Origin of the sequence: Ensifer sp. CCNWLY38 (assembly GCF_037120565.1) — a bacterium.
GTDB classification, from domain to species: Bacteria; Pseudomonadota; Alphaproteobacteria; order Rhizobiales; family Rhizobiaceae; genus Ensifer; species Ensifer adhaerens_H.
The window spans coordinates 528,630-550,893 of the sequence record NZ_JBBBBO010000001.1; the positions used below are offsets into that span (position 1 = coordinate 528,630).

The 22,264-nt window shown below is 62.0% G+C and carries 27 protein-coding genes; 6 read left to right on the forward strand and 21 right to left on the reverse strand.

The genetic code is table 11. The features are described 5' to 3' along the window. Positions 1-7 precede the first annotated feature (7 nt). From flgH to V7S54_RS02685, 12 genes are all read right to left on the reverse strand, one after another. On the reverse strand, positions 8-718 hold the full coding sequence (flgH, locus tag V7S54_RS02630; RefSeq protein ID WP_057248214.1) for a flagellar basal body L-ring protein FlgH: 711 nt from the start codon (positions 716-718) through the stop codon (positions 8-10). Further along, a complete protein-coding gene (locus V7S54_RS02635; protein ID WP_419178144.1) occupies positions 715-1,242 on the reverse strand; it encodes a MotE family protein in 528 nt (175 codons plus the stop codon). Before V7S54_RS02635 ends, flgH begins: the two co-directional genes overlap by 4 nt. Positions 1,243-1,250: 8 nt before the next feature. Further along, entirely contained in the window at positions 1,251-2,366 is a 1,116-nt protein-coding gene (locus tag V7S54_RS02640; RefSeq protein WP_065372408.1) for a flagellar basal body P-ring protein FlgI, read from the reverse strand. Further along, positions 2,363-2,875, reverse strand: coding sequence for a flagellar basal body P-ring formation chaperone FlgA (gene flgA, locus V7S54_RS02645; RefSeq protein WP_065372407.1), 513 nt, complete (start codon positions 2,873-2,875; stop codon positions 2,363-2,365). The genes V7S54_RS02640 and flgA overlap by 4 nt, the downstream gene beginning before the upstream one ends. Positions 2,876-2,892: 17 nt before the next feature. Further along, complete coding sequence (flgG, locus tag V7S54_RS02650; RefSeq protein WP_057248211.1) at positions 2,893-3,681, reverse strand: flagellar basal-body rod protein FlgG; 789 nt, start codon at positions 3,679-3,681, stop codon at positions 2,893-2,895. 11 nt (positions 3,682-3,692) lie between these two features. Next, positions 3,693-4,034 carry a flagellar hook-basal body complex protein FliE gene (locus V7S54_RS02655; protein ID WP_065372406.1) on the reverse strand — a complete coding sequence of 114 codons (342 nt, stop codon included), beginning with the start codon at positions 4,032-4,034 and terminating at the stop codon, positions 3,693-3,695. Next, entirely contained in the window at positions 4,034-4,453 is a 420-nt protein-coding gene (gene flgC / locus V7S54_RS02660) for a flagellar basal body rod protein FlgC (RefSeq protein WP_065372405.1), read from the reverse strand. The genes V7S54_RS02655 and flgC overlap by 1 nt, the downstream gene beginning before the upstream one ends. Before the next feature lie 5 nt (positions 4,454-4,458). Then, the gene (flgB, locus tag V7S54_RS02665; RefSeq protein ID WP_057248268.1) at positions 4,459-4,839 is read right to left on the reverse strand and encodes a flagellar basal body rod protein FlgB; all 381 of its coding nucleotides are present in this window, start codon (positions 4,837-4,839) and stop codon (positions 4,459-4,461) included. Between the two features lie 166 nt (positions 4,840-5,005). Continuing rightward, on the reverse strand, positions 5,006-5,563 hold the full coding sequence (locus V7S54_RS02670) for a flagellar protein (protein WP_065372404.1): 558 nt from the start codon (positions 5,561-5,563) through the stop codon (positions 5,006-5,008). Then, positions 5,563-6,954, reverse strand: a complete 1,392-nt coding sequence (gene fliI / locus V7S54_RS02675; RefSeq protein ID WP_058323545.1) for a flagellar protein export ATPase FliI — start codon at positions 6,952-6,954, stop codon at positions 5,563-5,565. The genes V7S54_RS02670 and fliI overlap by 1 nt, the downstream gene beginning before the upstream one ends. A gap of 18 nt (positions 6,955-6,972) precedes the next feature. Further along, positions 6,973-7,698, reverse strand: a complete 726-nt coding sequence (gene flgF / locus V7S54_RS02680; RefSeq protein ID WP_065372403.1) for a flagellar basal-body rod protein FlgF — start codon at positions 7,696-7,698, stop codon at positions 6,973-6,975. Between the two features lie 2 nt (positions 7,699-7,700). Continuing rightward, on the reverse strand, positions 7,701-8,480 hold the full coding sequence (locus V7S54_RS02685; protein WP_065372402.1) for a DUF1217 domain-containing protein: 780 nt from the start codon (positions 8,478-8,480) through the stop codon (positions 7,701-7,703). A 184-nt stretch (positions 8,481-8,664) separates the two neighbouring features. On the opposite strand from V7S54_RS02685, the gene motA reads away from it, so the two are divergent. From motA to V7S54_RS02715, 6 genes are all read left to right on the forward strand, one after another. Then, complete coding sequence (gene motA, locus V7S54_RS02690; RefSeq protein WP_065372401.1) at positions 8,665-9,543, forward strand: flagellar motor stator protein MotA; 879 nt, start codon at positions 8,665-8,667, stop codon at positions 9,541-9,543. A 4-nt stretch (positions 9,544-9,547) separates the two neighbouring features. After that, the gene (locus tag V7S54_RS02695) at positions 9,548-10,492 is read left to right on the forward strand and encodes a FliM/FliN family flagellar motor switch protein (protein ID WP_065372459.1); all 945 of its coding nucleotides are present in this window, start codon (positions 9,548-9,550) and stop codon (positions 10,490-10,492) included. A gap of 60 nt (positions 10,493-10,552) precedes the next feature. Continuing rightward, positions 10,553-11,161: a flagellar motor switch protein FliN gene (fliN, locus tag V7S54_RS02700; protein ID WP_065372400.1), complete on the forward strand. Its 609-nt coding sequence runs from the start codon at positions 10,553-10,555 to the stop codon at positions 11,159-11,161. 29 nt (positions 11,162-11,190) lie between these two features. Beyond that, positions 11,191-12,222, forward strand: coding sequence for a flagellar motor switch protein FliG (gene fliG / locus V7S54_RS02705; protein ID WP_065372399.1), 1,032 nt, complete (start codon positions 11,191-11,193; stop codon positions 12,220-12,222). A 276-nt stretch (positions 12,223-12,498) separates the two neighbouring features. Continuing rightward, a complete protein-coding gene (flhB, locus tag V7S54_RS02710) occupies positions 12,499-13,575 on the forward strand; it encodes a flagellar biosynthesis protein FlhB (RefSeq protein ID WP_065372398.1) in 1,077 nt (358 codons plus the stop codon). 5 nt (positions 13,576-13,580) lie between these two features. Beyond that, positions 13,581-14,021 (forward strand): hypothetical protein, encoded by a 441-nt coding sequence (locus tag V7S54_RS02715; protein ID WP_065372397.1) that lies wholly within the window; start codon positions 13,581-13,583, stop codon positions 14,019-14,021. Positions 14,022-14,072: 51 nt separating this feature from the next. Here the strand turns inward: V7S54_RS02715 and visR are convergent, their stop codons facing one another. The 9 genes from visR to V7S54_RS02760 form a co-directional block, all read right to left on the reverse strand. After that, on the reverse strand, positions 14,073-14,813 hold the full coding sequence (gene visR, locus V7S54_RS02720; RefSeq protein ID WP_065372396.1) for a transcriptional regulator VisR: 741 nt from the start codon (positions 14,811-14,813) through the stop codon (positions 14,073-14,075). Positions 14,814-14,825: 12 nt separating this feature from the next. After that, the gene (visN, locus tag V7S54_RS02725; RefSeq protein ID WP_065372395.1) at positions 14,826-15,566 is read right to left on the reverse strand and encodes a transcriptional regulator VisN; all 741 of its coding nucleotides are present in this window, start codon (positions 15,564-15,566) and stop codon (positions 14,826-14,828) included. Between the two features lie 826 nt (positions 15,567-16,392). Next, positions 16,393-18,063, reverse strand: a complete 1,671-nt coding sequence (fliF, locus tag V7S54_RS02730; RefSeq protein ID WP_065372394.1) for a flagellar basal-body MS-ring/collar protein FliF — start codon at positions 18,061-18,063, stop codon at positions 16,393-16,395. 358 nt (positions 18,064-18,421) lie between these two features. Continuing rightward, on the reverse strand, positions 18,422-18,814 hold the full coding sequence (gene cheT, locus V7S54_RS02735; protein ID WP_065372393.1) for a chemotaxis protein CheT: 393 nt from the start codon (positions 18,812-18,814) through the stop codon (positions 18,422-18,424). A gap of 74 nt (positions 18,815-18,888) precedes the next feature. Further along, positions 18,889-19,443 carry a chemoreceptor glutamine deamidase CheD gene (cheD, locus tag V7S54_RS02740; RefSeq protein ID WP_065372392.1) on the reverse strand — a complete coding sequence of 185 codons (555 nt, stop codon included), beginning with the start codon at positions 19,441-19,443 and terminating at the stop codon, positions 18,889-18,891. Next, on the reverse strand, positions 19,440-19,829 hold the full coding sequence (locus V7S54_RS02745; RefSeq protein ID WP_026618232.1) for a response regulator: 390 nt from the start codon (positions 19,827-19,829) through the stop codon (positions 19,440-19,442). Before V7S54_RS02745 ends, cheD begins: the two co-directional genes overlap by 4 nt. Then, entirely contained in the window at positions 19,829-20,890 is a 1,062-nt protein-coding gene (locus tag V7S54_RS02750) for a protein-glutamate methylesterase/protein-glutamine glutaminase (protein ID WP_065372391.1), read from the reverse strand. The genes V7S54_RS02745 and V7S54_RS02750 overlap by 1 nt, the downstream gene beginning before the upstream one ends. After that, complete coding sequence (gene cheR / locus V7S54_RS02755) at positions 20,887-21,795, reverse strand: protein-glutamate O-methyltransferase CheR (protein ID WP_065372390.1); 909 nt, start codon at positions 21,793-21,795, stop codon at positions 20,887-20,889. The genes V7S54_RS02750 and cheR overlap by 4 nt, the downstream gene beginning before the upstream one ends. After that, positions 21,792-22,262 carry a chemotaxis protein CheW gene (locus V7S54_RS02760; RefSeq protein WP_058328716.1) on the reverse strand — a complete coding sequence of 157 codons (471 nt, stop codon included), beginning with the start codon at positions 22,260-22,262 and terminating at the stop codon, positions 21,792-21,794. Before V7S54_RS02760 ends, cheR begins: the two co-directional genes overlap by 4 nt. Positions 22,263-22,264: the final 2 nt, after the last annotated feature.

The window sequence follows — 22,264 nt, forward strand, 5'->3', positions numbered from 1 at the left end:
CTGCCGATCAGATCGGTGAAAATAGATCCATGAACTGCTGGCCGTAGGGCGGCTGCTGCACCTCGGTCAAGCGACCGCGGCCGCCATAGGAAATGCGTGCCTCGGCGATGCGGTCGTAGTTGATGACGTTCTCGGCATCGACATCCCGCGGCCGCACGATGCCGGCAACGTTGAGGATGCGCAGTTCGTGATTGACGCGCACTTCCTGCGAACCGCTGATCAAGAGGTTGCCGTTTTCGAGAACTCCGGTCACGACTGCGGCGACGAGCACCCTCAGCTTTTCCGAACGCTCGGTCGTGCCGTCGCCCTCGGTCTTGGTATTCGACCCATATTTCAGGTCGCCCTCCCAGCCGAAATCGCTGGCCTCCGACTTGCCGTTGGCACCGACGTTGAAGCCACTGCTGTTCTTGCGGCTGCGATCCGTCTTGTTGTCGAAGGTGGCGCCTTCGTTGATCTTGATATCGACCGTCAGGATGTCGCCGACATTGATCGCGCGCGCGTCCTTGAACAGGGCGGCCTGCTGGTCGTTCCAGAGCGAGTAGCCACTTACCACCTGGCGCGGCTGCTTCGGATACATGGCAAGCTGCGGCGTCTGGGAATATTGCAGACCGCTGCCGATCGGGCTCATCGAAGGCGCCCGACCAATCTCGTTGAACGCCTGGTTCTGACACCCGGCAAGGAGACCCGCCGTCAGCACGGCCGTTAGACGCATTTTCATGATGGTTCCTTCGAGGTGTTCGGATCGCTGGCGCTCGAGATGATGTTGGTAAGAGTTGCCGCTTTTTCGTCCGTCATTTCGCTGAGGATCAGCGACGACTGTCGTGGCGGCAGCTGCATGACGATCGCGGCGGCGATCTCCGGATTGACCATTTCCAGCTTGCCGGCAGCTGCATCCGGCTTCATCGTCTTGTAGATGTCGACGAGGCCGAGTTGGGCCTGTTTCAGGAAATCATTGCGGCGTTTCAGCCAATCCTCGTATTCGTCGCGCCGCTTCTCCAGCGTCGCGATGCGTTCGTCGATGCTTGCCTGCAAGGTCTCGAGGTCCTTGCGCTGCAGCACGTAGCGCTGGTCGCGGGCGGCGTCGGCAATGTTGGTGCAGAATTGTTGGATCTCATTCTGCGTCGCGTCGGCTGCCGGAGGCGCGGTAACGTCCTGGGCGAAGGCGCCAGGCATCGTCAGCATCGAAGCGACGGCCGCGCCGACAAGCAACAGATTGCGGACCTTGCCGAAGGATGGGTTCATGTTCGCCGTCATTGCAGCACTAGCTCCGCCTGGAGGGCCCCGGCCGTTTTGATGCTTTGCAGGATGGCGATGATGCCGTCCGGCTTGACACCGATGTTGTTAAGACCGGCGACGAGGGAGCGAAGGCTCGATCCGTTGAGGATCGCCACCGTGCCGCCATCGGACTGCGCGTTGATGGTGGTGTTCGGTTCCACCTCCGTTCGTCCGCGCGAGAATGGCAACGGCTGAACCACCGTCGGCGTCTCGCTGACCTCGACGGTCAGGGTGCCGTAGCTCACCGCCACCTCGTTGATGCGAACGTCCTGGCCGATCACGATCGTGCCGGTGCGTTCGTTGATGACGACGCGGGCCGGGACATCCGTCTCGATCACGATGTTCTCGATATCGGCCATCAGCCGGGCGAGGTCGGCCATCTTCGGCTTTTCGACGAGCACAGCTTGGGAATCGCGTGCCTCGGCAATGCGACCGCCATATTGCTGGGCGGCATATTTGTTGATCGCCGCAGCCATGCCGACAGCCGTCGAGAAGTCCGGGTTGCGCAGTTGCAGAACGAGGTTGAAGCCATCCTTGAACTTGGACGGCAGCTCGCGCTCGATGATCGCGCCATTGGGCACGCGCCCAGCCGTCGTCACACCCTGGTTGAGGGTTGCCGCATCACCCTGCGCGGCAAAGCCCGTCACGACGACGGACCCTTGCGCGACTGCATAGATCTGGCCGTCCGCGCCGGAGAGCGACGTCATCACCAGGGTGCCGCCGCGAAGCGAGGTGGAATCGCCGAGCGAACCGACGGTCACATCGACGCGGCTGCCGGGGCTTGCAAACGGCGGCAGCGTCGCCGTCACCAGAACCGCAGCAACGTTGCGCGTGCGCGAATCGCCGCCCTGGGTGGAGATGCCGAGGTTCTGCAGCATCGCCCGGATCGACTGGTCGGTGAACGGCGAGGCACGCAAGGTGTCGCCGGTCCCCTGGAGACCGACGACGAGGCCATAGCCGATGAGCTGGTTGTCGCGTCCCGCCTGGAGCGAGGCGATGTCCTTGATCCTGGACGCGCCGAAAGCCGGCGTCAGCGCCGTCGAGATCGCGACGGCCAGCGTCAGGAACCATTTGCAGGCAAGCATTTTCATTTCGCCACCACATGGACAGTGCCGTCGGCCATTACCGTTCCGGAAACGATGATGCCGGTATCGATGTTGCGCGCCCGGATCAGTTCGCCGACGGCGGCATCCTGGAGCGGTGATCCGGCGGCGCTGATGGTCAGGCCGCCATTGCTGAAGACGAGGCGCACGGTCGAACCGCGCTCGACGGCATACTGCTCGCGCAGTGCGTTTGCGAGGATCACCCGACCGGGCAGAAGCGTGCGCTTGGTGACCTTGCCGTCGATTTCGTTGAGGGTCCTGATGTAGCCGTCCGCGAGATCGGGGTTGGTAACGTCGACAACCTCGACGCGGCTGCGGTCGATCGTTTCGCCCGGATAGATCGTCCGCGTCGGGATCACCGCGGTCGGCCGCTCCGCAAGGCTCGCCGAAGGCAACAGGAAAGTGGTGGCAAGCAAGGCGCCAGCCGCCAGACGAAGCGCGGTGGATGCGCTGTCGCCTTTCGATACCTTGATGTCTGCGGATCGGCGAAACATCATGTTTGCCCCCTCTTTCGTTACCTGAGGTTCTTGCTCACCGTGGCCGCCATTTCATCGGCCGCCTGGATGATCTTGGAGTTCATCTCGTAGGCGCGCTGGGCCGAGATCAGGTCGGTGATTTCCTTGACCGGATCGACGTTGGACGCCTCGAGATACTTCTGCTTGATCTGGGCGAAGCCCGGGTCGGCCGGTGTGCCGACGATCGCGTCGCCGGAAGCCGGGGTCTGCTTGAAGAGGTTGTCACCCTGCGGCTCGAGACCGGCCTCGTTGACGAAGTTGGCGATCGTCAGCTGACCGATTTCCTGCATCGCGGGATCGTTGCCGATGCGCACCATCACCTGGCCGGAGCTGGTGAAGGCGATTTCCGTCGCATCCTGCGGAACCGTGATGCCGGGGACGACCGTGTAACCGTCGATGGTCACGAGCTGGCCCTGGGCATTCTTGTTGAAGGCGCCCGAGCGCGTATAAACCGTCTCGCCATCCGGCGTTTCGACCTGGAACCAGCCGCGGCCCATCAGCGCCAGGTCATAGTCGTTGCCGGTGTTGACCATGCTGCCCTGGATATGCAGGTTGCGCACGGCAGCCGTCTGGACGCCGAGACCGATGATCGCGCCTTCCGGAACGATAGCCTGGTTGGAGCGGTTCGGCACGCCCTGGGCGCGCTCGGTCTGATAAAGCAGATCGGAGAATTCTGCGCGGGCGCGCTTGTAACCGGTCGTGTTGATGTTCGCGATGTTGTTCGCGATCACTTCGAGGTTCAGCTGCTGGGCGTTCATGCCGGTTGCGGCAATGGAAAGGGCCTTCATGTCTCGTTCCTTCAGATCTGCATGCGCGCGATTTCGAGGTAGGCGGTGACCACCTTGTCGCGGATGGCGATAGCTGTCTGGAGCGACTGTTCGGCGTTCATGACAGCATCGACAACTTCACGGGTGTTTGCCTGACCGCGGATGCCGTCGAGCGATGCGCCCTCGGCCTTTTTCATCGCGTTGATTGTGTCGGTCGCCATATCCCCGAGGACCGAGGCGAAGCTTTGCCCCTGCGGCACGCCCGGCGTGGCGGCCGGCATGCCGAAGATCGACGACGAGGAAGACGTGGAACGGGTGCCGTCGGTCTCTTTGGTGACCGAGAACGCGCCGAGGGATTTGACTGCATCGATCATTATTGCGAGGCTCTCAACAGGTCGATTGTCTGGGAAATCAGATCGCGGGACTGCTTGATGGTCTGGAGGTTGGCCTCGTAAGCGCGGTTGGCTTCGCGCATGTCGGCCATCTCAACCAGGATGTTCACGTTCGGCATCTTGACCATGCCCTTCTCGTCGGCGGCCGGATTGCCCGGATCGAACTCGATGTTGAAGTCCGAATCATCCGTGCCCTGCCGTTCGATCTCAACCAGCGAGGCGCCGCTTGCCCGGTCGACTTCGGCGGCAAAGCTGATGGTCTTGCGGCGGTAGGGTTCCGAACCCGGCACGTCGCCGGTCGAGCGGGCGTTGGCGATGTTTTCGGAGACGACACGCAGACGGGTCGATTCCGCCTGGAGGCCGGAGGCCGATACCTTGAGGGCTGAGGTCAATGGATCCATGGTTCTTACTTCCGTACCGTCATCAGCATCATGCGGTGAAACGCCTTCACAAGCCCGGCGCTGAGCTCGTAGTCGCGCTTGATCTCGCCGGTCTTCATCATTTCCTGCTCGATCGCGACGCTGTTGCCGGACTGCTGGATCTGCACACCGTCGACCATGCCGACTTCGGCCACCTGCGAGGCCTCGAGGCCCTCGGTAAAATGCGCCTTGTGGGTCGCGGCCATCTGCATGCCGGTATCCTGCAGCACGCTTTCGAACGGCTTGACGTCCTTCGCCTTGTAATGCGGCGTGTTCGCATTGGCGATGTTGCCGGCCACCACGTTCTGGCGAACGGTCAGCCACTGGGCCTGCCGGGACGCGAGTTCGAAAAGCTGAATCGGTTGCATCAAAAGCTCCATGCTTGGTGATGCGAACCTAGGCCGGTAATCTTGCGTGGGACTTTCGTCGGAGGTCGCAGCGGTCCGGACGCTTGCATTCCGCTGCAGGCGAACAGCGGCGCGCCGCGCATCCGAACAGATACGCGACCATCAACTCTGACGATGGGCTGCTAAATCAGTTGGCCTGGTAGACTTCGCCTGACGAGGTGATCATCACCCAATGGCCGTCGCGCTGCTCGAGCGTGGCAAGCCGGGTGTTGTCAGGCAGGACGGAGCCGATGCGCACGATATACATGCCGCTCGCATCCTCGATCAGCGCCCGGCCATTGGCGACATGCATCAGCTTGAAGCCGGACTTGCCCGGAAACGGCTGCGACAGCCCCTCTTCCGCCGCGGTCCCTTCGGGACCCGGGCCGCCGCCGATCCCGGGCACGGTCGCCGTCGTCAGTTGGTCGATCGCCGCCATGGTCTCGCCGTCCGCATCGGGCATCGCCAGCGGCGAAACCGAGACGACGTTGCGGGCGGCGCGCTCCGGCAGATCGCGGGTGGAACCCTGCCAGAGCGGCGGCATGGTGAACTTGTCCTGGTGGAAGAAGGCGTACCAGGGAAAGAAAGTCGCAAAGGCGGCAAGCGCGACGCCGGTCGCGGCCAGGAACTTGTCGGTCATCGGCATGCGGCTGCTTTGCTTGCGCTGATGAACCATTTCGTCGGCATCGTAATCGGTCACCGCCATCACCTCGCTCTCGCGCCCGGTTGATTGCCCATCGCCGCCGCCTTCAATGCATTGGCGAGATCGGCAAAGGCGTCCTGCGCCGGGCGCTCACCGGCGGTCTGCGTCAGCACGTCGTAGATGACCGGCACCTGCTTGATCGCCATGTCGAGGTCGGGATCGCCACCGGGGCGGTAACCACCGATCAGGCGAAGATCGCGGGTTTCCTCGAAGCGGTGGATCAGCGCCTTCAGGCGCGACACCAGCTTTTCCTGGTCGGGAGTCCAGGCCTTGCGCGCCAGGCGCGAGATGGACGCGAGCGGATTGATCGGCGGATAGCGCCCCTCTTCCGCAAGGCTGCGTTCGAGCACGATGTGACCGTCGAGGATGCCACGCGTCGAGTCGGCGACCGGGTCGTTGTGGTTGTCACCGTCGACGAGGATGGAGATGATCGCCGTGATCGTGCCCGAGCCTTCGGTACCGGGACCGGCGCGCTCCAGCAGCCGCGGCAGCTCGGTGAAAACGGAGGCCGGGTAACCGCGGGCAATCGGCGGCTCGCCCGAGGCCGTCGCCACTTCGCGGATCGCGTGTGCAAAACGGGTGACGCTGTCGACGATCAGCAGCACGTTGTCGCCATTGTCGCGATAATGCTCGGCGATGGTGACGGCGGTTAGTGGCGCCATCTTGCGCAGCATCGGGCTTTCGTCGCTGGTTGCCACCACCGCGACCGACTTTGCGAGATTGTCGCCAAGCGTATCCTCGATAAACTCGCGCACTTCGCGGCCGCGCTCGCCGACGAGCGCGATCACCACCTTGTCGAAGGCGTCTGCGCGCGCCAGCATGGAGAGCAGCGTCGACTTGCCGACGCCGGAGCCGGCGAAGATGCCGAGACGCTGGCCGAGGCAGAGGGGCGAGAAGATATCGATTGCCCTGACCCCGGTGAGAAAGCCCTTCTCGACCCGCTTGCGGCTCATCGACGGCGGCGCGGTGTTGGAGATCGAGCGGCGCACATCGCCCTGCAGCAGCGGCCCGAGCCCGTCGATCGGCTCGCCGAGCGCATTGATGGCGCGGCCGCACCATTGATCGGTCGGCGCGACGCGGAAGGCGCCCTTGCGGATAACGGTGTCATGGATGCCGATCGGATCGCCGGGTTCGATCGGGCAGACAACCACCCGCTCCGGTTCGACCCGCACCACCTCGCCGAGATGCGTTCCAGTGACGCTCTTGTGGGCGACGAAATCACCGAGCCGCACATGCCGCGACAGACCGGTCACCGTGTAGTGACCGGGTGAAATCGTCTGCACGTGACCGCCCGGAGCGATCGAGAATTCGGGCTTTGCATAGCGCTCAACCAGACCGGCAAGTGCTGCCAGAGAGGTCGATCCCGCGCTTGTCTTCAGGCCTTCGCGTTGCATGCCGGTACCCGTCAGAAGTTAGCGACTGCCGCCGAGCGTCTTGACCGCTTCTTCGAGCGATCCCTCGCTGTCACGCAACAGGCCGGTGATGTTGTCGAAGGCGCGCGTGACCATGATCAGCTGCGACATTTCCTGGATGGCATTGACGTTGGATTCCTCGACGAAGCCCTGCATCACGCCGACATCGAAGCGATCGACCACCGGCTCCGGCTGCATCGCCGGCTGCACGGCGCTGTTGTCGAGGCGCACGAAGCCGTTGCTGAAATCGGCCTGGTAGAGGCCGAGCGAGGCGACCGCGACGCCGTTCTGGTGGAGCGCGCCATCGGCACCGACGGTGATTTCCCCACCATTGCCGTTGAGCTGGATCGGCGCGCCGCCGGCGTCGAGCACCGGATAGCCGCGGATCGTCACGAGTTCCCCGGCGTCCGTCAGGGTAAAGCGGCCGTCGCGCGTCAGCGCCGGGCCTGCCGGCGTCTCGATCTGAAACCAGGCGTCGCCCTTGACGGCGAAGTCGAGCGACGAGCCGGTCCGCGTCAGCGAACCGTTGCTGGTGTTCAGGAATTCCTCGCCCTTGCTGACATAGGCAACCTTGGTCGGCTTCGTATCGCCGAGCATCTGGTTGAACTTCACTTCGGTGCCGCGGAAGCCGACGGTGCTGGCATTCGCGATGTTGTCGGCAAGCGTGTTGAGGCGCTTCTCCAGCGCCATCTGCGACGAAATCGCGACGTAAAGACCGGTCTGCACGTTCAGCGTCCCCCGAGTTTCAGGCTGTTGATGGACAGGAGAAGATCGGAAGAGATGCCGTAGCCGCTCGAAGAACCGAAGACTGCGAGCGGATCATAACCGTCCGTTGAATTTTTGGTTTCCCAGAGCGCCGTGAACCGGTCGAGAAACTCGGTCACCTTGCTCGGGTTCTGGAAATCCTTGAAATCGAGCGCCGCTTCATAGGTCTCGGCCTGACGATCGACATTGGTCGCCGCGAATTCGTCAGGCAATTGCAGCGCGGTGCGTACCACCTGGGCGAGCGCCTCGTCGGCGATGATGGCGTAGCCACTGCTGATCGTCGGCGCCATGCGCGAAAAATAGAGGGCTAGCCGCACGCCGGCATTTTCCACACCGGCGTTCTGCTCCAGCGTCTGGCGAGCATATATGTCGGCGACGCCCTTTTGGGCACGGTCGAAGGATGTGGCGGCCGCGCCGTGGGCGGCGAAGTTCAGCGATTCGACGAGCTGCTTGTAGCGGCTGTCGGTCAGCTTGTTGGCGAAGGCGTCGTCCTTGTCGATGCCTTCGGTCAGCACCTTGCGCATGAAAGCCTTGGCATAGGCCATGTCTTCGAGACCGTGGGCTTTCATCGCGTACTTGTAGAGCCTGGTATCTGCAAAGAAATCGTCGATCGTTTTGACGTCGCCGATCTTCGACAGGTAGTACTCGGTCTCGCGCGCCACATCCGGCTGCTCGGCAACGCGGGCCAGCGACTTCGTCAAGTCGGCCGTTATCAGCTTGTAGCTCGTGTAGGTCGTGGTCACGATCGGTTCGCCCCTGCCGGAATGACTGGAGACAGAGCATGCGCCCTGCCTTGACAAATCCTGACCGGATAGCCTTGCGCGAACCTGTTCCGATGAATGACCCCATCGCCCGCACCGGCCAGCCTCACGCAAGCATGAAACCGTATCCCGTTAGCGGAAAATAGGATCGCGACAGGTATCGAAAATGAACATCATCATCGGGCTTCTTGTGACGTTCGGCTGTATTCTCGGCGGCTATCTGGCCATGGGCGGCCACATGGAGGTCCTCAACCAGCCTTTCGAACTGCTGATCATCGGCGGCGCTGGCATCGGCGGCTTCATCATGGCCAACTCGATGAAGGTGGTTAAGGATACCGGCAAGGCGCTCGGCGAAGCCTTTCGCCACAGGGTGCCGAAGGAGCGCGAATATCTCGACACGCTCGGCGTTCTCTATTCGCTGATGCGGGACCTGCGCACCAAGTCGCGCAACGAGATCGAAAGCCACATCGACAACCCGGAAGAATCCACGATCTTCCAGGCGGCGCCGACGGTTCTGAAGAACAAGGAACTGACCGCCTTCATCTGCGACTACGTGCGCCTGATCATCATCGGTAACGCCCGATCGCACGAGATCGAAGCGTTGATGGATGAAGAAATCCAGACCATCACCCACGACAAGATGAAGTGCTATCACGCGCTGAACACGATGGGCGACGCCTTCCCGGCCATAGGTATCGTCGCGGCGGTTCTCGGCGTCATCAAGGCGATGGGCGCGATCAGCGAGGCGCCGGAAGTTCTCGGTGCCAAGATCGCAGCCGCACTCGTCGGCACGCTGCTTGGCGTGTTCCTGTCCTATTCGATCGTCGCGCCGCTGGTCGCCAACATCAAATCGGTGCGCGAGAAGCAGAACCGCCTCTACATCATCGTCAAGCAGACGCTGCTTGCCTACATGAACGGCTCGGTGCCGCAGGTCGCCCTCGAATACGGCCGCAAGACCATCTCGGCCTATGAGCGTCCGTCAATCGACGCGGTCGAGCAGGAAATGATGAACCCCGGTGGCGGCGGCGAAAGCAAGGCGGCTTGATCCCATGAATTCCGCAACATCCAACGTTCACGCATTCGACCGGAAACTCCTGGCGCGCATGACCGGCGCGCTCGGCGACGACCGGGTGATCGGCCGGCTGGCGCTCGAACTCGGCCAGGTCTTCGGCGAATTCCTGCCTGACATCTGCCGGGCGGAAACGGGTCTTGACGTCACGATCGGCTATGCCGGTTTCCGGACGGGTCTCCGGCAGGAACTGATCGCCGGCCTTGGTACCGGCGTGGTGATCAGTGACGTGTCCTTGCGCAACTGGTGCGCGGATTTCCAGATCGGCTGCGACAGCCCGATCATCATCACCCTCGTCGAGGCACTGCTCGGCGCGGAGCCGGCCGGGATCGAAGAACCGCAACCGCGTGCGCTCTCCCAGATCGAGATCGACGTCGCCGTTCCGCTTTTCGAAAAGATCGCCGACGTGTTGCGCACCGCCGTCAACGCGCCGGGCAGTTTCGAAGCGATCGTCGAACGTCCGCTCAACAGCGCATCGCGCCCCAAGCCCGATCCCATGTTCGAGGACATTCATGCGGGCGCCATCGACATGACGATCGGCTTCGGCCCGGTCATGTCCACGTTCTCCGTCATCGTCCCGCAGAGCGTGCTCTTGAAGACCGCTATCGTCTTCCCGAAGGGCAGCGGCCAGCAGCGCAAGGCGAAGGCCGAATGGACCGAGCAGCTCGAAGAGCAGGTTCGCCGCTCTGCCGTCACGATCGAGGCGCGCATCCGGCTCGAAAGCCTGACGCTCGAAACGATCAGCCGGCTTCAGGCGGGTGACGTCATTCCCTTCCACGACGCCCACGACGTTCGCGTCGATGTCAACGCCAACGGTCGCGACCTTTATGTCTGCGAATTCGGGCGATCGGGATCGAAATACACCGTTCGGGTCAAGGATACCCACGGCTCCGAGCAGGACATCCTTCGCCACATCATGAGTTAAATCGGCCTGCCGCGCGCTCGCAGCATGCCTGAGGCAAGCTTCAACTGGAATAGTTCTCACATGGCACCCAAGAAAGCACCCATCAACGAACAGGCAGAAGCCGCTGTCGGAGACATGGAACTCGACCAGGCGATCAACGACCTGCGCGGTGTCCTCAAGCAGGATTCGGATGCGCCGGCAGCCTTCGGCTCGGATTTCGGCAGCGAACCCGCTGGCGCGGCAACAGATTTCGGTAGCGAGTTCGGCGCACCGGCCGGCGGCCTCGACGCGTTCGGCGGCGATTTCGGCTCCAACGACTTCGGCGCCGATCTCGGCGGCAGTTCCGCTTCGAGCGATTTCGGTGGCACGGATTTCGGCGCGACGTCCTTCGACAGCACTGAAGCTGCGATCGACACGCCGCCCGGCAGCGGCATGACGGCCAATATCGACCTGATCATGGATATCCCGATCGACGTCCAGATCGTGCTCGGCACTAGCCGCATGCAGGTGTCCGGTCTCATGAACCTGAGCGAAGGTGCAACGATTGCGCTCGATCGCCGGATCGGCGAGCCGGTCGAGATCATGGTCAACGGCCGGGTGATCGGCCGCGGCGAAATTACCGTTCTCGAAGGCGACGACACCCGATTCGGCGTCAAACTCATCGAGATCAAGGGCAGCAAGAAGTCATAAAACCCGATGATCGGGCGAAGGATGAATCCATGATGGATTTCGAAAGTTTCGAGGCTCAAGCGCTATCAAGGCCGCTGAGCCAGACGGACAAGGCGGCGGCCGTTCTGCTTGCTATGGGCAAGGGCGTCGCAAGCAAGCTCTTGAAGTTCTTCACCCAGAGCGAATTGCAATCGATCATCGCCGCGGCGCAGTCGTTGCGCGCCATCCCGCCGCACGAACTGGAAGCGCTCGTCAACGAGTTTGAAGACCTCTTCACCGAGGGCGCCGGGCTGATGGACAATGCCAAGGCGATTGAAAGCATCCTCGAAGAGGGCCTGACCCCGGACGAGGTCGATGGGCTGCTCGGCCGCCGCGCCACATTCCAGTCCTACGAGGCCAGCATCTGGGATCGCCTGCAGGAATGCGACCCGGTCGCCGTATCGGTACAGCTTGCCAAGGAACATCCGCAGACGATCGCCTATGTTTTGTCGATGATGCCTTCGGGTTTCGGCGCCAAGGTGCTGCTGCAGCTTTCCGAAGAGCAGCGGCCGGACATCCTGAAGCGCGCCGTCAACATGAAGGACGTCAACGCGAAAGCCGCCGCGATCATCGAGAAGCGCGTCATGGAAATGATCGGCGAGATGGAAGCGGAACGCAATTCGGCCGGCCCGGCCAAGATCGCCGAGGTCATGAACGAACTCGACAAGCCGCAGGTGGACACCCTGCTCGCGTCGCTCGAATCGCTCAGCACCGCTTCTGCCAACAAGGTTCGCCCGAAGATCTTCCTCTTCGACGACGTGCTCTACATGCCGCAGCGCAGCCGCGTACAGCTCTTCAACGACGTGTCGACGGACATCATCACGATGGCGCTGCGCGGATCGACGGGAGAACTGCGCGAATCGGTACTGGCCTCGATCGGCGCACGCCAGCGCCGCATGATCGAATCCGATCTCGCCATGGGCGATGCCGGCATCAACCCGCGCGACATCGCGATCGCACGGCGCTCGATCACCCAGGAAGCCATTCGCCTGGCGGCCAACGGCCAGCTCGAGCTCAAGGACAAGGACGCGCAAGCGGCCTGATCAGGTAGGCGCGCCGCATGGGCCCGTCGAGCGGACGGCCGTCGCGCCCCTTCCTCACCACTGTATTTCCTGTTGAGCCCTGGCGAATGCCGGGGCTCAACGCTTGCCTGCCCTGCCTTCCGGGTTCACTACTGCATTTCCTTGGATCGGCCTCGATTTGAGGAGTGCGCGGCAGCTCGACGTGTTGCAGCGACCCTTGCGCTCCTGACCGGGCGCGCGGCGCTGAAGGAAAACGCGATCAACGCTGCCTGGATGTAACCGGAGCCTTCCTGCTTCATGTCTGATGATCAGGATAAAGACAGCAAAACAGAGGCCCCGTCAGAGAAGAAGATCTCCGACGCTGCCGAGAAGGGCAATGTGCCCTTCTCCCGCGAGGCGACAATGTTCGCTTCGACGCTCGCGATCTACATCTTTTTCGTCTTCTTCCTTGCCGACGGCGTCGGCACCATGGCCGAGGCCCTCAAGGACATCTTCGAACAGCCGGAAGCCTGGCGGCTGGAAAATTCGACCGACGTGGTGGCGCTCATCACCCATCTCGCATGGAAGTCGACCGCGCTGCTCGTTCCGGCCTTCGTGCTGCTCATCCTCTTCGGTGTCGGCTCCTCGATCTTCCAGAACCTGCCGCGGCCGGTTCTGGACCGCGTCCAGCCGAAGCTGAACCGTATTTCACCGATGGGCGGGCTCAAGCGCATCTTCGGCGTGCAGGGACTGGTCGAGTTCGGCAAGTCGCTGTTCAAGATCATCATCGTCTCCGTCGTCGTCGTGCTGGTGCTGTGGAACAACTACTTCGCGACGCTCGACCTGATGTTCTCCGACCCGATCACGATGTTTTCGACGATGGCGAACGATCTCAACGAGATCATGATCGTCATCCTGTTTGCGACCGCGGTTCTGGCGATCGCCGACCTCTTCTGGTCACGGCACCATTGGTACACCGAACTGATGATGACCAAGCAGGAGGTGAAGGAGGAAATGAAGCAGGCCCAGGGCGACCCGATCGTCAAATCGCGCCTGCGTTCGATGCAGCGTGACCGGGCGCGCAAGCGGATGATCTCGTCCGTGCCGCGTGCCACACTGGTGATCGCCAACCCGACCCACTACGCGGTCGCATTGCGTTATGTCCGTGAGGAAAGCGACGCGCCCATCGTCGTGGCGATGGGCCAGGACCTGGTTGCGCTGAAAATTCGTGAAATTGCAGAGAAAAATGGCGTACCCGTCTTCGAGGATCCGCCACTTGCACGCTCCATGTTTGCACAAGTCTCGGTCGATAGTGTGATTCCACCCGTGTTTTACAAGGCTGTTGCCGAGCTCATTCACAGGGTGCATGCGTCGCAACCAAAACGGATGACATAACTCCGATGAAAAAGTGCGAATTCTCCGAGAAGCGGGAACAGATCGTAGCTGAAGCAATCCGCCCTGTGGCAACCGAATTGCGGCTCATCGACGCCGCTGATTTCATCGCGCTCTTGCGGTTCGAATCCTACGCCAGCCTCGCCGATCTCGTCGAATCGGCGGCAGAACTTTACTTTCTGCCCGGCACGGTCAACTTCGGTCTCGGCGGCAACTACAATCTCGATTGGGATTGCGAGCCGGAAATCGTCCTCGACCTGGAGCTCAAGCCCCGTGGCGTCACCATCTATGTCCGCCTATCCCTCGGCAACGAGACGGCCGGCATCGAGATCAGCCATATCAGCTTCCAGAACCCGTCGGCCGATCCGGACGAGAACACGGCCTTCCTGGCGCGGAGCCTGGCGGACGCAAAGTTCATCAAATCCTACGAACTGCCGCTCGCAAGCTAAAAGAACCTGCGCGCGCCTGTATTCTGCGGATGGCGCCAGCGCTGAACGCGCTTAGCTGATGTAGCCAAGGCGGATCGCCTTGGCGATCGCCTGGATGCGGTTGACCGAATCGAGCTTGGTCGTCGCCGCGCCCAGATAGGCGTTGACCGTATGGACGGAGAGGCCCATGCGCTCGGCAATCTCTTCGCTGATATGGCCGTCGCCCGCCATCTGCAGGCAGGCGATCTCGCGGTCACTCAAGGTTTCGGCCGGCGCCATGCGCTTTTCATCGGCGGCCAGCAGGTCGGTCATGATCATGCAGCTGCGACCATGCAGATCCACCACCTGTTCGGTCGAGGCATCGATATAGCTGCCGGCGAAGATGACGTAGCCGTTGCCCTGGGCGCCGAGCCTGACAGGAAAGGCTATGCCCGAATAGGCAAGCTTGCGCACTTTCAACCGATACGCAAAGGGCGCGAGTTCCGAGACTTCCGCTGCCTGATGCTCCCCTGCCCCGTTCCAAAGCACCGGCAGCAGGGATTGATCGAGATGGGCAACCAGTTCCTCGCCATAGGCCGTGATGAGATCACGCGCGTTCGCTTCGGCCGCAACGCCCCAGTTGTCGAGGACGCAGGTCAGCTTTCGGGCCGTGCCTTTACCGCTGAGGCGCAGCACGGCGAAATGCTTGGCATTGATCTGCCGCTGCATGGCTTGAAGACGCGTGACCAGGGTCGCTGCGCGTGCAGCGCGGTTGCCCTGTCTGGCGAGCTTGTGGTCGTCGTCGATCCGCCCACCACCAAGAAAATGCGTCATCTCGCCCGTTCCTCACACAAGATTGTTGCGCACCGCGTAAGCTATCGCTTCCGATCGCGTCCTGGTCGCGGTCTTGCGCATGACGCTGGTGATGTAGTTGTTGATGGTGTTGCGCGAAATTCCGAGGATCACCGCGATCTCTTCGCTGGTTTTGCCCTCGGCAATCCAGAAGAGGCATTCGAGCTCGCGCTCCGTCAGCTCGAAATCTCGATCGTGCCGGACTTCGGCGCGCGTCGTGAAGCTTGCGAGGTAACCTGCAAGCAGCGTGACGTCCCGCAGGCTCTCCTGCGACAGGATCACGTCTTCCGGCATGAGCAGCATCAGCGAGAAGCGCAGCCGTCCGACGTTGAAGGTGACCGCACAATATTCGCGGCTGATACCGCGCGGCAGGTCGATGTCATCGGGCAGCGCGTAGAAGCACGGCTGCAGCACCGCCAGGCATTTTTCAAGCTCAGTCGTCTTGGCGTGGAGCGACGTGACGACGCCGGAGAGGCGCCGCACCACATCGAAGGGCCAGTCGGAACAGACCACGAAATCGAGCCCGTTGTCCTGCGAGATGTCATAGCGCGCCAGAAGATAGTGGCTCGCGCCGACATATTCGGTCAGCGCCGAGAGACCGCTGCCAAGACCGCCCCGACCGGCGACTTCCCCCAGCCTTCGCAAAAGTTGCTCGCGCGAGAAACCGCCGCCGCGTGCACGTGTTGGTGCCGTCGGCAAAGGCCAGACAGCAATGTCTGTTTGCGAAATGTCCATGAGTTCAGCCCCCGTGCCGGATTCACATCCCGGAACTGCACTTGCACTGTCGCCGCCAACAGCCGGCCGAAGCCGAATATTACCACCAGTCGCAGATCAGGACGCGAATCAACTGTTAAAAATGTACATCGCCACGAGAAAAATACCACAGCCCTGTTCTGGCTATTTACTTCACATCCTGTGCATGGACCGATTCGGCCCAGACAGGCCCCGCCTGTTCTGCCCAATGACGTTCATCGCCTTTGCCAAGGCACAACACATTGATAGACAACGCATTTCTACTTGAAAATCCGCCGTTCCCGCGCGTCAGCCGCGATCCTGGACAGCGCTAATGACGTGGTTTTGCCCAGAAAACGGGTGTTTATTGCCGATATTCGAAAATTAGAACCTGAAGAAGTTATACTTTGTTTTCACAGCTGTGGCTGAAATGCATCAGGAGATTTCGCGTTCTTCTCATTTTACCGATATATAAATTGTGAAACTTTCAGAATAAATCTGAGTTCATTCGAAGTTATATTTCAGTTTGACTATGTATAACTGGAATCCGGTATAGTAGATGACCGCACCGAATGCACGCCATGCGCGCGCGACGAATCTATAAATTAAGATATCGTTAAAATATTACCATTCTCGGCTCCCAAAGGACTCAGCGGCCTCACTTCGAAACTTGAAGCAAATTTGCGGCAGTGGCGGCGGACGCGCCCGGACTCTCACAATATTTGGCCCGGACATGAACGACGCCGCCTGACGTGCGGTAGCGACGCCACGAACACAAATCCCGCCACACGGGCGGGATCTGTTTGGTTGCGGTAGGGCTGCGGCGGTATCAGGCGGCCTTGTCGAGGGCCCATTTGCGCAGGATTTTCGCCGCGCGTTCTTCGCTGATCTCGACCATCCGGGCCAGGCGCCTTTCCGGGCCTTCCTTGACGCGGCGGTTGAAGCCTCCGTCTTCGCCCATGTTGAGCAGGTCGTCGGTGCTGTCGAAGCCGAAGTCCGACCCGAAGCCTTCCATGAGCGCCCCGCCGGCACCGGCATTGGCCGGAGAGAAGTCGGGCAGCTCGAGACCGGCGGCTTCGCCTTCCAGCTGGCCGGCAGTGCTGCCGAACCCGAGCTGGCGGGCGAGCGGCCGCATGCCCCAGACGACCAGAGCGGCTACCACGATAAAGGCAAGGGCATTGATGATGCCGCCGAGATTGCGGGTCAGGGTTTCCATCACGCCGGGACCGGCGACGGCCTGGTCGAGCAATTGCGTTTCGACGAAGTCCATGGCGGTCAGGGTCACGACGTCGCCGCGGTTCGTATCGAGGCCGGCAGCGGAGGCGACGATCTTCTGCATGTCCTGCAGATAGGCGTCGATCTTCGCCTGGTCGGCCGGCTCGCCGACCATCGCGGCCAGTCGGCCACGGTTGACGACGACCGCAATGGAGAGGCGTTCGACCGTGTAGCTGTTCTTGACGGTAGCAATCGTCTTGCTGTTGATCTCGTAGTTGGTCTGTTCTTCCTTCTTCTCGGCCTCGTCGCTCGACTTCGGGCCGGCGCCGCCGCTCGGGGCAGCCTGAGGAATGTTCTGCTGGACGGTCGCGGCATTGTCCGGCTGCTGCTGGCTGGACTTCTGCTCTTCCTTGGTCACGCGCGTGGAGCGCTCAACCCGCGATTCCGGATCGAAGACCGTTTCCTGGATCTGCTGCGTATCGGTGTTCAGCCGCGCGGTGACACTCGAACGGAAATTGTCCATTCCGAGGAAGGGCGCCAGCGCATTGTCGATCTTCTTCTCGAGCTCGGTCTGCACGTTCTGGACGACGCCGAGCGACTGGTTGAGAGCGCTGTTGGCCGGATCGTCGCCGGAGGCGAGCAACTGTCCGGTCGAATCAAGCACGGTCACGTCATCGACGTCGAGCCCCGGTACGGAAGAGGCGACAAGATGGCGGATCGAGGCGGCGGCGCTGCGGCCAACGGTGGCGCTGGCGCGGATCATGACCGAGGCTGTGGGGTTCTGGTCGGCCTTGCGGAAGCTGCCGCGCTCCGGCATCACGATGTGGACGCGGGCGGCGGCGATGCCCGAGATCTGCTGGATGGTGCGACCGATTTCGCCTTCGAGGGCACGCACCCGCGTCACTTCCTGCATGAAGGAGGTGAGGCCGAGCGAACCGACATTGTCGAAGAGTTCGTAGCCGGCATTGGCACTGCTCGGCAGGCCACGTTCGGCGAGCAGCAGGCGGGCCTTGCTCGTCATGCCGACGGGAACCTGGAGGCTGGCGCCATCAGAGCCGACATTGAAATCGATATTGGCCTCAGCCAGCGCGATGCTGATCTGGGTGACATCGCTGCGTTCGAGCCCGACATAGAGCGTTTCGAACGAGGGTCTGTTGACGTAAATGCCCGCCCCGAGCACCAGGCCGACCGCGACCATGCCGGCGGCCGCCAGCGCGATCAGCTTGCCCTGCCCGAGATTGCTCAGGTTCTTCGTGACCGTCGAAAGTTGATCCAACAGACTCATTCTGTTTCCGCACCCAGTATCGCAGAGCTTTCAAGCCGGTCATCGGCCGAGCGCCCTGCGCAGTTCCAACATTCGGGTTTGCTGGGTATCGACATGCTTTGTATCGACTTCCAATGCGCGCGAATCTACCAGCCCCGATCGGGACCGTAGGAAACGAAACTTGCGCGAAATTGGCTTGATCGGCTCGGATCGCCGATCGAATGGACGCATCGGCAGAGTTATCCACTGACTGGCAAGAGCCCGTGAAGGCGGATATCCGGGTAAGCGGCATGCGCGGAGCGCTGGTCTGCGCGCCGCAAGCCGCTGTTTTTGCAGCGCTATTCCAAGATTCGTGCGTCGCACAGACTTCCGACGAGCGTCAGAACGCCTCGAAATCACCCGCTGCCTTGGTCAGCGGCTGGGAGTGGCCGTGGCGCAACATGCCATTGCCAAGTGCCTTCTTCATATCGGCAAGCTTGACGAGACTGACGGCGGTGGTCACGTCGACGAGCCAGTCGTCGGGGATCGACGCCGTTATGGTGTCGATGAACTCCGCGAGGCCACGCGTCTTCTGCACGGCGAGGTCGATGCCCTGCAGCAGCATCATCTTGTCCGGATTGGCGAGCGCATCGGCCCCCTCGTCACCGGCCAGCTGCGGTTCGATCCGTTCGATCAGATAGGCGACGTCATGCAGTTCGGTGACGATGCGCATCAGCACTTCGGGCAGTGCTTCTTCCACGTGCGGCATGTGGCCCTGGTAGTCGGTCTGCATTGGTATGTCTCACGTGGCTCGGGGCTTCGGTAGAAGGTCGTATTTGCGGCCTGCGAGGCGCCTGCCTCGCAGGATCAGAAGAATTCGATCGAGCTTTCGGCCGGCTTCGGCGCGATGACCGGACGCTGCTCCATCTGTACGGTGCGCTGCGTCTCGACGCCGGTCAGGGCATATTGCCGGGCCCGGCCGCTGGACGGCCAATATTCGAGCTTGCGGCCGTGCTCGCCGCCGGTGCTTTCGCCGACGATGCGGATGCCTTCGTCGAGCAGGAACTGCCGTGCGAAAGCGGCATTCTGTTCGCCGACATTGGAGAAACGCGCGATCGTCTTGGCCCCGCCAAAGATCTTGGCTTCAAGACGATCTCTGCGCGCGCCCTGCTTCAGCAGTCCGTTGATCAGGAGTTCCATGAGATGGACCCCGTAGCGGGTCGCGTCGCCGCCGGAAGCAGGCGACGTCGCGGAACCGGGCAGCAGGAAATGGTTCATGCCGCCGACGCCGACTACGGGATCGCGCATGCATGCCGCCACGCAGGAGCCGAGAATGGTCGACAGCACGACATTGGGATCGTTGAAGACCTTGTACTCGCCCTGGATGACATGCACGCGCTTGCCGGCGGCTTCCATGTTCATTTGAGCGCCCCGAACACGGCTTCGATCGCCGCCTTCATCTTTTCGATGGTGAAGGGCTTGGCGAGCACGTTGTTGGCACCGAGGGCCGCCGCCTTCTGGACGAGGGCACGATCGCCCTGGGCCGTCAGGATGATGAAGGCCGCCTTCTTGGTCGCCGGGTTGGCGCGCACCGCCTGCAGGAGGCCAAGGCCGTCCATCTTCGGCATGTTGAAGTCGGAGATCACCAGATGGTGCGGGTTCTGGGCCATGATCTTCATGCCCTGCTCCCCGTCACCGGCGGCGGTGATCTGCTTGAAACCGAGCTGCTGCAGGGCATCACCCAGCAGCAGGCGGCTCGTCACCTGATCGTCAACGATCAGAACTTTGATTTTTTCGGCGATGGACATTATTCGCTTCCTTCCTTGCGGAGCGCCGCTGCTTTCAGGACCTCCTCCCCGATGGAACCTAGGGGGAGCTGGGTTTCAACGGCGCCCAATTCATAGGCGACTCTCGGCATGCCGTAGACGACACATGTCTTTTCGTTTTGTCCGAAGGTCTTTGCCCCGGCATGCCGCATTTTCAGGAGACCGGAGGCGCCATCGCGCCCCATGCCGGTCAGAATGACGCCGATCGCATTGCGGCCGGCGAGTTCAGCAACGGAATCAAACAGCACATCTACCGACGGCCGATGTCCGTTGACCGGTTCGCGATCGACCAGGCGGCAGCAGGGTGCCGTCGCGTTCGCGACCTGCAGATGACGCTCGCCACCGGGTGCCAGGTAAACCTTGCCGATTTCGAGCCGTGCACCATCCGTCGCCTCCTGCACCGTCGGCGCGCACAGGCGGTTCAACCGCTCGGCAAAGCTCTTGGTGAAGGTGTGCGGCATGTGCTGCGTGATAACGGTCGGCGGGCAATTGGCCGGGAACTTCTGCAACACCGTGATCAGCGCTTCAACGCCGCCGGTCGACGCACCGATGGCGATGATCTTGCGACCCGCCCGGTATTCCGAAGCCGTGTTCGCGTTGGCGGCAGCGGGAGAGGCCGCGATCTTGTTGCCGGTGATGATGAACTTGCGCTGCGAGCGCGCTGCCGCCTTCACCTTGTCGACCAGGCCGGCGAAGGGATGCGGATCGCCCGGGTGCGGCTTGCCGACGCAATCGAAGGCTCCGATTTCGAGCGCGGCGATCGTTGCCTCCGCGCCCTTGTGTGTCAGCGTCGAGACCATGATGACCGGCATCGGCCGCAGCCGCATGATCTTGTCGAGGAATTCGAGGCCGTTCATGTTCGGCATTTCGATGTCGAGCGTGACGACATCGGGGTCGAGCTGCTTGATCGCCTGGCGCGCTTCCATGGCGTCGGCCGCCTGGCCAACGACGGTCACATCAGGGTCGGCGTTCAGGACAGCGGTGATCAGGCCACGCATGGTGGCGGAGTCGTCGACGACGAGAACACGAGCGGGAGCGGTCATGCCCGTCCTCCATGAAACTTGCCGGTATGGCGGTAGGTGGTGATGCCGATGTTGTCGAAGTGCGACTTGGCGTCACCCGACACGCGCTCGGAATGGCCTATATAAAGATGACCGTCGGTGTTCAGCATGCCGGCGAAGCGCGACCAGATCTTCATCTGCGTCGGTTCGTCGAAATAGATGACGACGTTGCGGCAGAAAATGACGTCGAAGGGACCCTTGAACGGCCATTGCGCCATCAGGTTCAGCTCGTTGAAGGTGATCAGGCGCTTGACCCGATCGTCGACCTGCCATTTGAAGCGGCCGCCGGCATTGACCTCGGAGAACCACTGCTTGCGCATCGCCGGGTTGACGGTTTCGAGCGCAGTTGCGTCGTAGGCGCCGGCGCGGGCAAGCGCGAGGATCTTCGGATCGATGTCGGTCGCAAGGATGCGGAAGTCATAGTCGGCCGCGTTCGGCAGCAGCGACAGAACCGTCAGCGCGATCGAATAGGGCTCCTGCCCGTCCGAGCAGGCCGCCGACCAGATACGCACCCGGCCGCCGGCCTTGGCGCGCGCGATCAGTTCCGGCAGAACATCGGTCTTCAGGTGCTCGAAATGGTGGTTCTCGCGGAAGAACCGCGTGAAGTTGGTGGTCAGGTGCGAAAGCATGTCGCGGCGCGCGGCGGCGCCGGCGGGCGAAGCGACCAGCTGGCAATAATCCCGGAAGCCCTTGAGCCCGAGATTGCGGATGTGCTTCGACAGACGCGAATAGACGAGCGATGCCTTGCTTTCGTTGAGATAGATGCCGGCATCGGCATAGATCATCGCGGCGATCTCGGTGAGATCGCGGCGGGTCAATGGATACTCGCCGCTGGCCAGGCACTCGTCCGGTGACAGCTTCTGTTCGAATGCGACCTGGTTCCTCATGCCGCTTCCCTTTCTTCCTGCGGGAAGATTGCTTCCAGCTCTATGAGGCAGATCATCCGGCCCTCGATCGCCAGCACACCGCGGGCGAAGCTCTTCTCGAACTCCGACGAGACGACGTCGGGTGTCGGCTGGATCTTGTCATTGGTGATGGTCAGGATGTCGGAGACGGCATCGACCAGGAGACCGACGGCCTGGCTTTTGACCTGCGCAACGATGATGACGTGACGCACGGTCGGTTCGGCCGGCTTCATGCCGAGCCGGGCCGAAAGATCGATGATCGGCAGCACCGCACCGCGCAGATTGATGATGCCGAGCATGTAGGACGGCGCATGCGGCATTGCCGTCGCCGGTGTCCATCCGCGGATCTCGCGCACGGACATCACGTTCACGCAGAACTCCTGATCGCCGACGCGGAAAGCGATCAGCTCTCGCCCGTCCGTGGTCAGACTTTTTGCGACATAGGTCATCA

Excerpts from the sequence above, each read along its gene's own strand:
- flgH (WP_057248214.1), bottom strand. The coding sequence starts at position 718 with ATGAAAATGCGTCTAACGGCCGTGCTGACGGCGGGTCTCCTTGCCGGG.
- V7S54_RS02635 (WP_419178144.1), bottom strand. The coding sequence starts at position 1,242 with ATGAACCCATCCTTCGGCAAGGTCCGCAATCTGTTGCTTGTCGGCGCG.
- V7S54_RS02640 (WP_065372408.1), bottom strand. The coding sequence starts at position 2,366 with ATGAAAATGCTTGCCTGCAAATGGTTCCTGACGCTGGCCGTCGCGATC.
- flgA (WP_065372407.1), bottom strand. The coding sequence starts at position 2,875 with ATGATGTTTCGCCGATCCGCAGACATCAAGGTATCGAAAGGCGACAGC.
- flgG (WP_057248211.1), bottom strand. The coding sequence starts at position 3,681 with ATGAAGGCCCTTTCCATTGCCGCAACCGGCATGAACGCCCAGCAGCTG.
- V7S54_RS02655 (WP_065372406.1), bottom strand. The coding sequence starts at position 4,034 with ATGATCGATGCAGTCAAATCCCTCGGCGCGTTCTCGGTCACCAAAGAG.
- flgC (WP_065372405.1), bottom strand. The coding sequence starts at position 4,453 with ATGGATCCATTGACCTCAGCCCTCAAGGTATCGGCCTCCGGCCTCCAG.
- flgB (WP_057248268.1), bottom strand. The coding sequence starts at position 4,839 with ATGCAACCGATTCAGCTTTTCGAACTCGCGTCCCGGCAGGCCCAGTGG.
- V7S54_RS02670 (WP_065372404.1), bottom strand. The coding sequence starts at position 5,563 with ATGGCGGTGACCGATTACGATGCCGACGAAATGGTTCATCAGCGCAAG.
- fliI (WP_058323545.1), bottom strand. The coding sequence starts at position 6,954 with ATGCAACGCGAAGGCCTGAAGACAAGCGCGGGATCGACCTCTCTGGCA.
- motA (WP_065372401.1), top strand. The coding sequence starts at position 8,665 with ATGAACATCATCATCGGGCTTCTTGTGACGTTCGGCTGTATTCTCGGC.
- V7S54_RS02695 (WP_065372459.1), top strand. The coding sequence starts at position 9,548 with ATGAATTCCGCAACATCCAACGTTCACGCATTCGACCGGAAACTCCTG.
- fliN (WP_065372400.1), top strand. The coding sequence starts at position 10,553 with ATGGCACCCAAGAAAGCACCCATCAACGAACAGGCAGAAGCCGCTGTC.
- fliG (WP_065372399.1), top strand. The coding sequence starts at position 11,191 with ATGATGGATTTCGAAAGTTTCGAGGCTCAAGCGCTATCAAGGCCGCTG.
- flhB (WP_065372398.1), top strand. The coding sequence starts at position 12,499 with ATGTCTGATGATCAGGATAAAGACAGCAAAACAGAGGCCCCGTCAGAG.
- V7S54_RS02715 (WP_065372397.1), top strand. The coding sequence starts at position 13,581 with ATGAAAAAGTGCGAATTCTCCGAGAAGCGGGAACAGATCGTAGCTGAA.
- visR (WP_065372396.1), bottom strand. The coding sequence starts at position 14,813 with ATGACGCATTTTCTTGGTGGTGGGCGGATCGACGACGACCACAAGCTC.
- visN (WP_065372395.1), bottom strand. The coding sequence starts at position 15,566 with ATGGACATTTCGCAAACAGACATTGCTGTCTGGCCTTTGCCGACGGCA.
- fliF (WP_065372394.1), bottom strand. The coding sequence starts at position 18,063 with ATGAGTCTGTTGGATCAACTTTCGACGGTCACGAAGAACCTGAGCAAT.
- cheT (WP_065372393.1), bottom strand. The coding sequence starts at position 18,814 with ATGCAGACCGACTACCAGGGCCACATGCCGCACGTGGAAGAAGCACTG.
- cheD (WP_065372392.1), bottom strand. The coding sequence starts at position 19,443 with ATGAACATGGAAGCCGCCGGCAAGCGCGTGCATGTCATCCAGGGCGAG.
- V7S54_RS02745 (WP_026618232.1), bottom strand. The coding sequence starts at position 19,829 with ATGTCCATCGCCGAAAAAATCAAAGTTCTGATCGTTGACGATCAGGTG.
- V7S54_RS02750 (WP_065372391.1), bottom strand. The coding sequence starts at position 20,890 with ATGACCGCTCCCGCTCGTGTTCTCGTCGTCGACGACTCCGCCACCATG.
- cheR (WP_065372390.1), bottom strand. The coding sequence starts at position 21,795 with ATGAGGAACCAGGTCGCATTCGAACAGAAGCTGTCACCGGACGAGTGC.
- V7S54_RS02760 (WP_058328716.1), bottom strand. The coding sequence starts at position 22,262 with ATGACCTATGTCGCAAAAAGTCTGACCACGGACGGGCGAGAGCTGATC.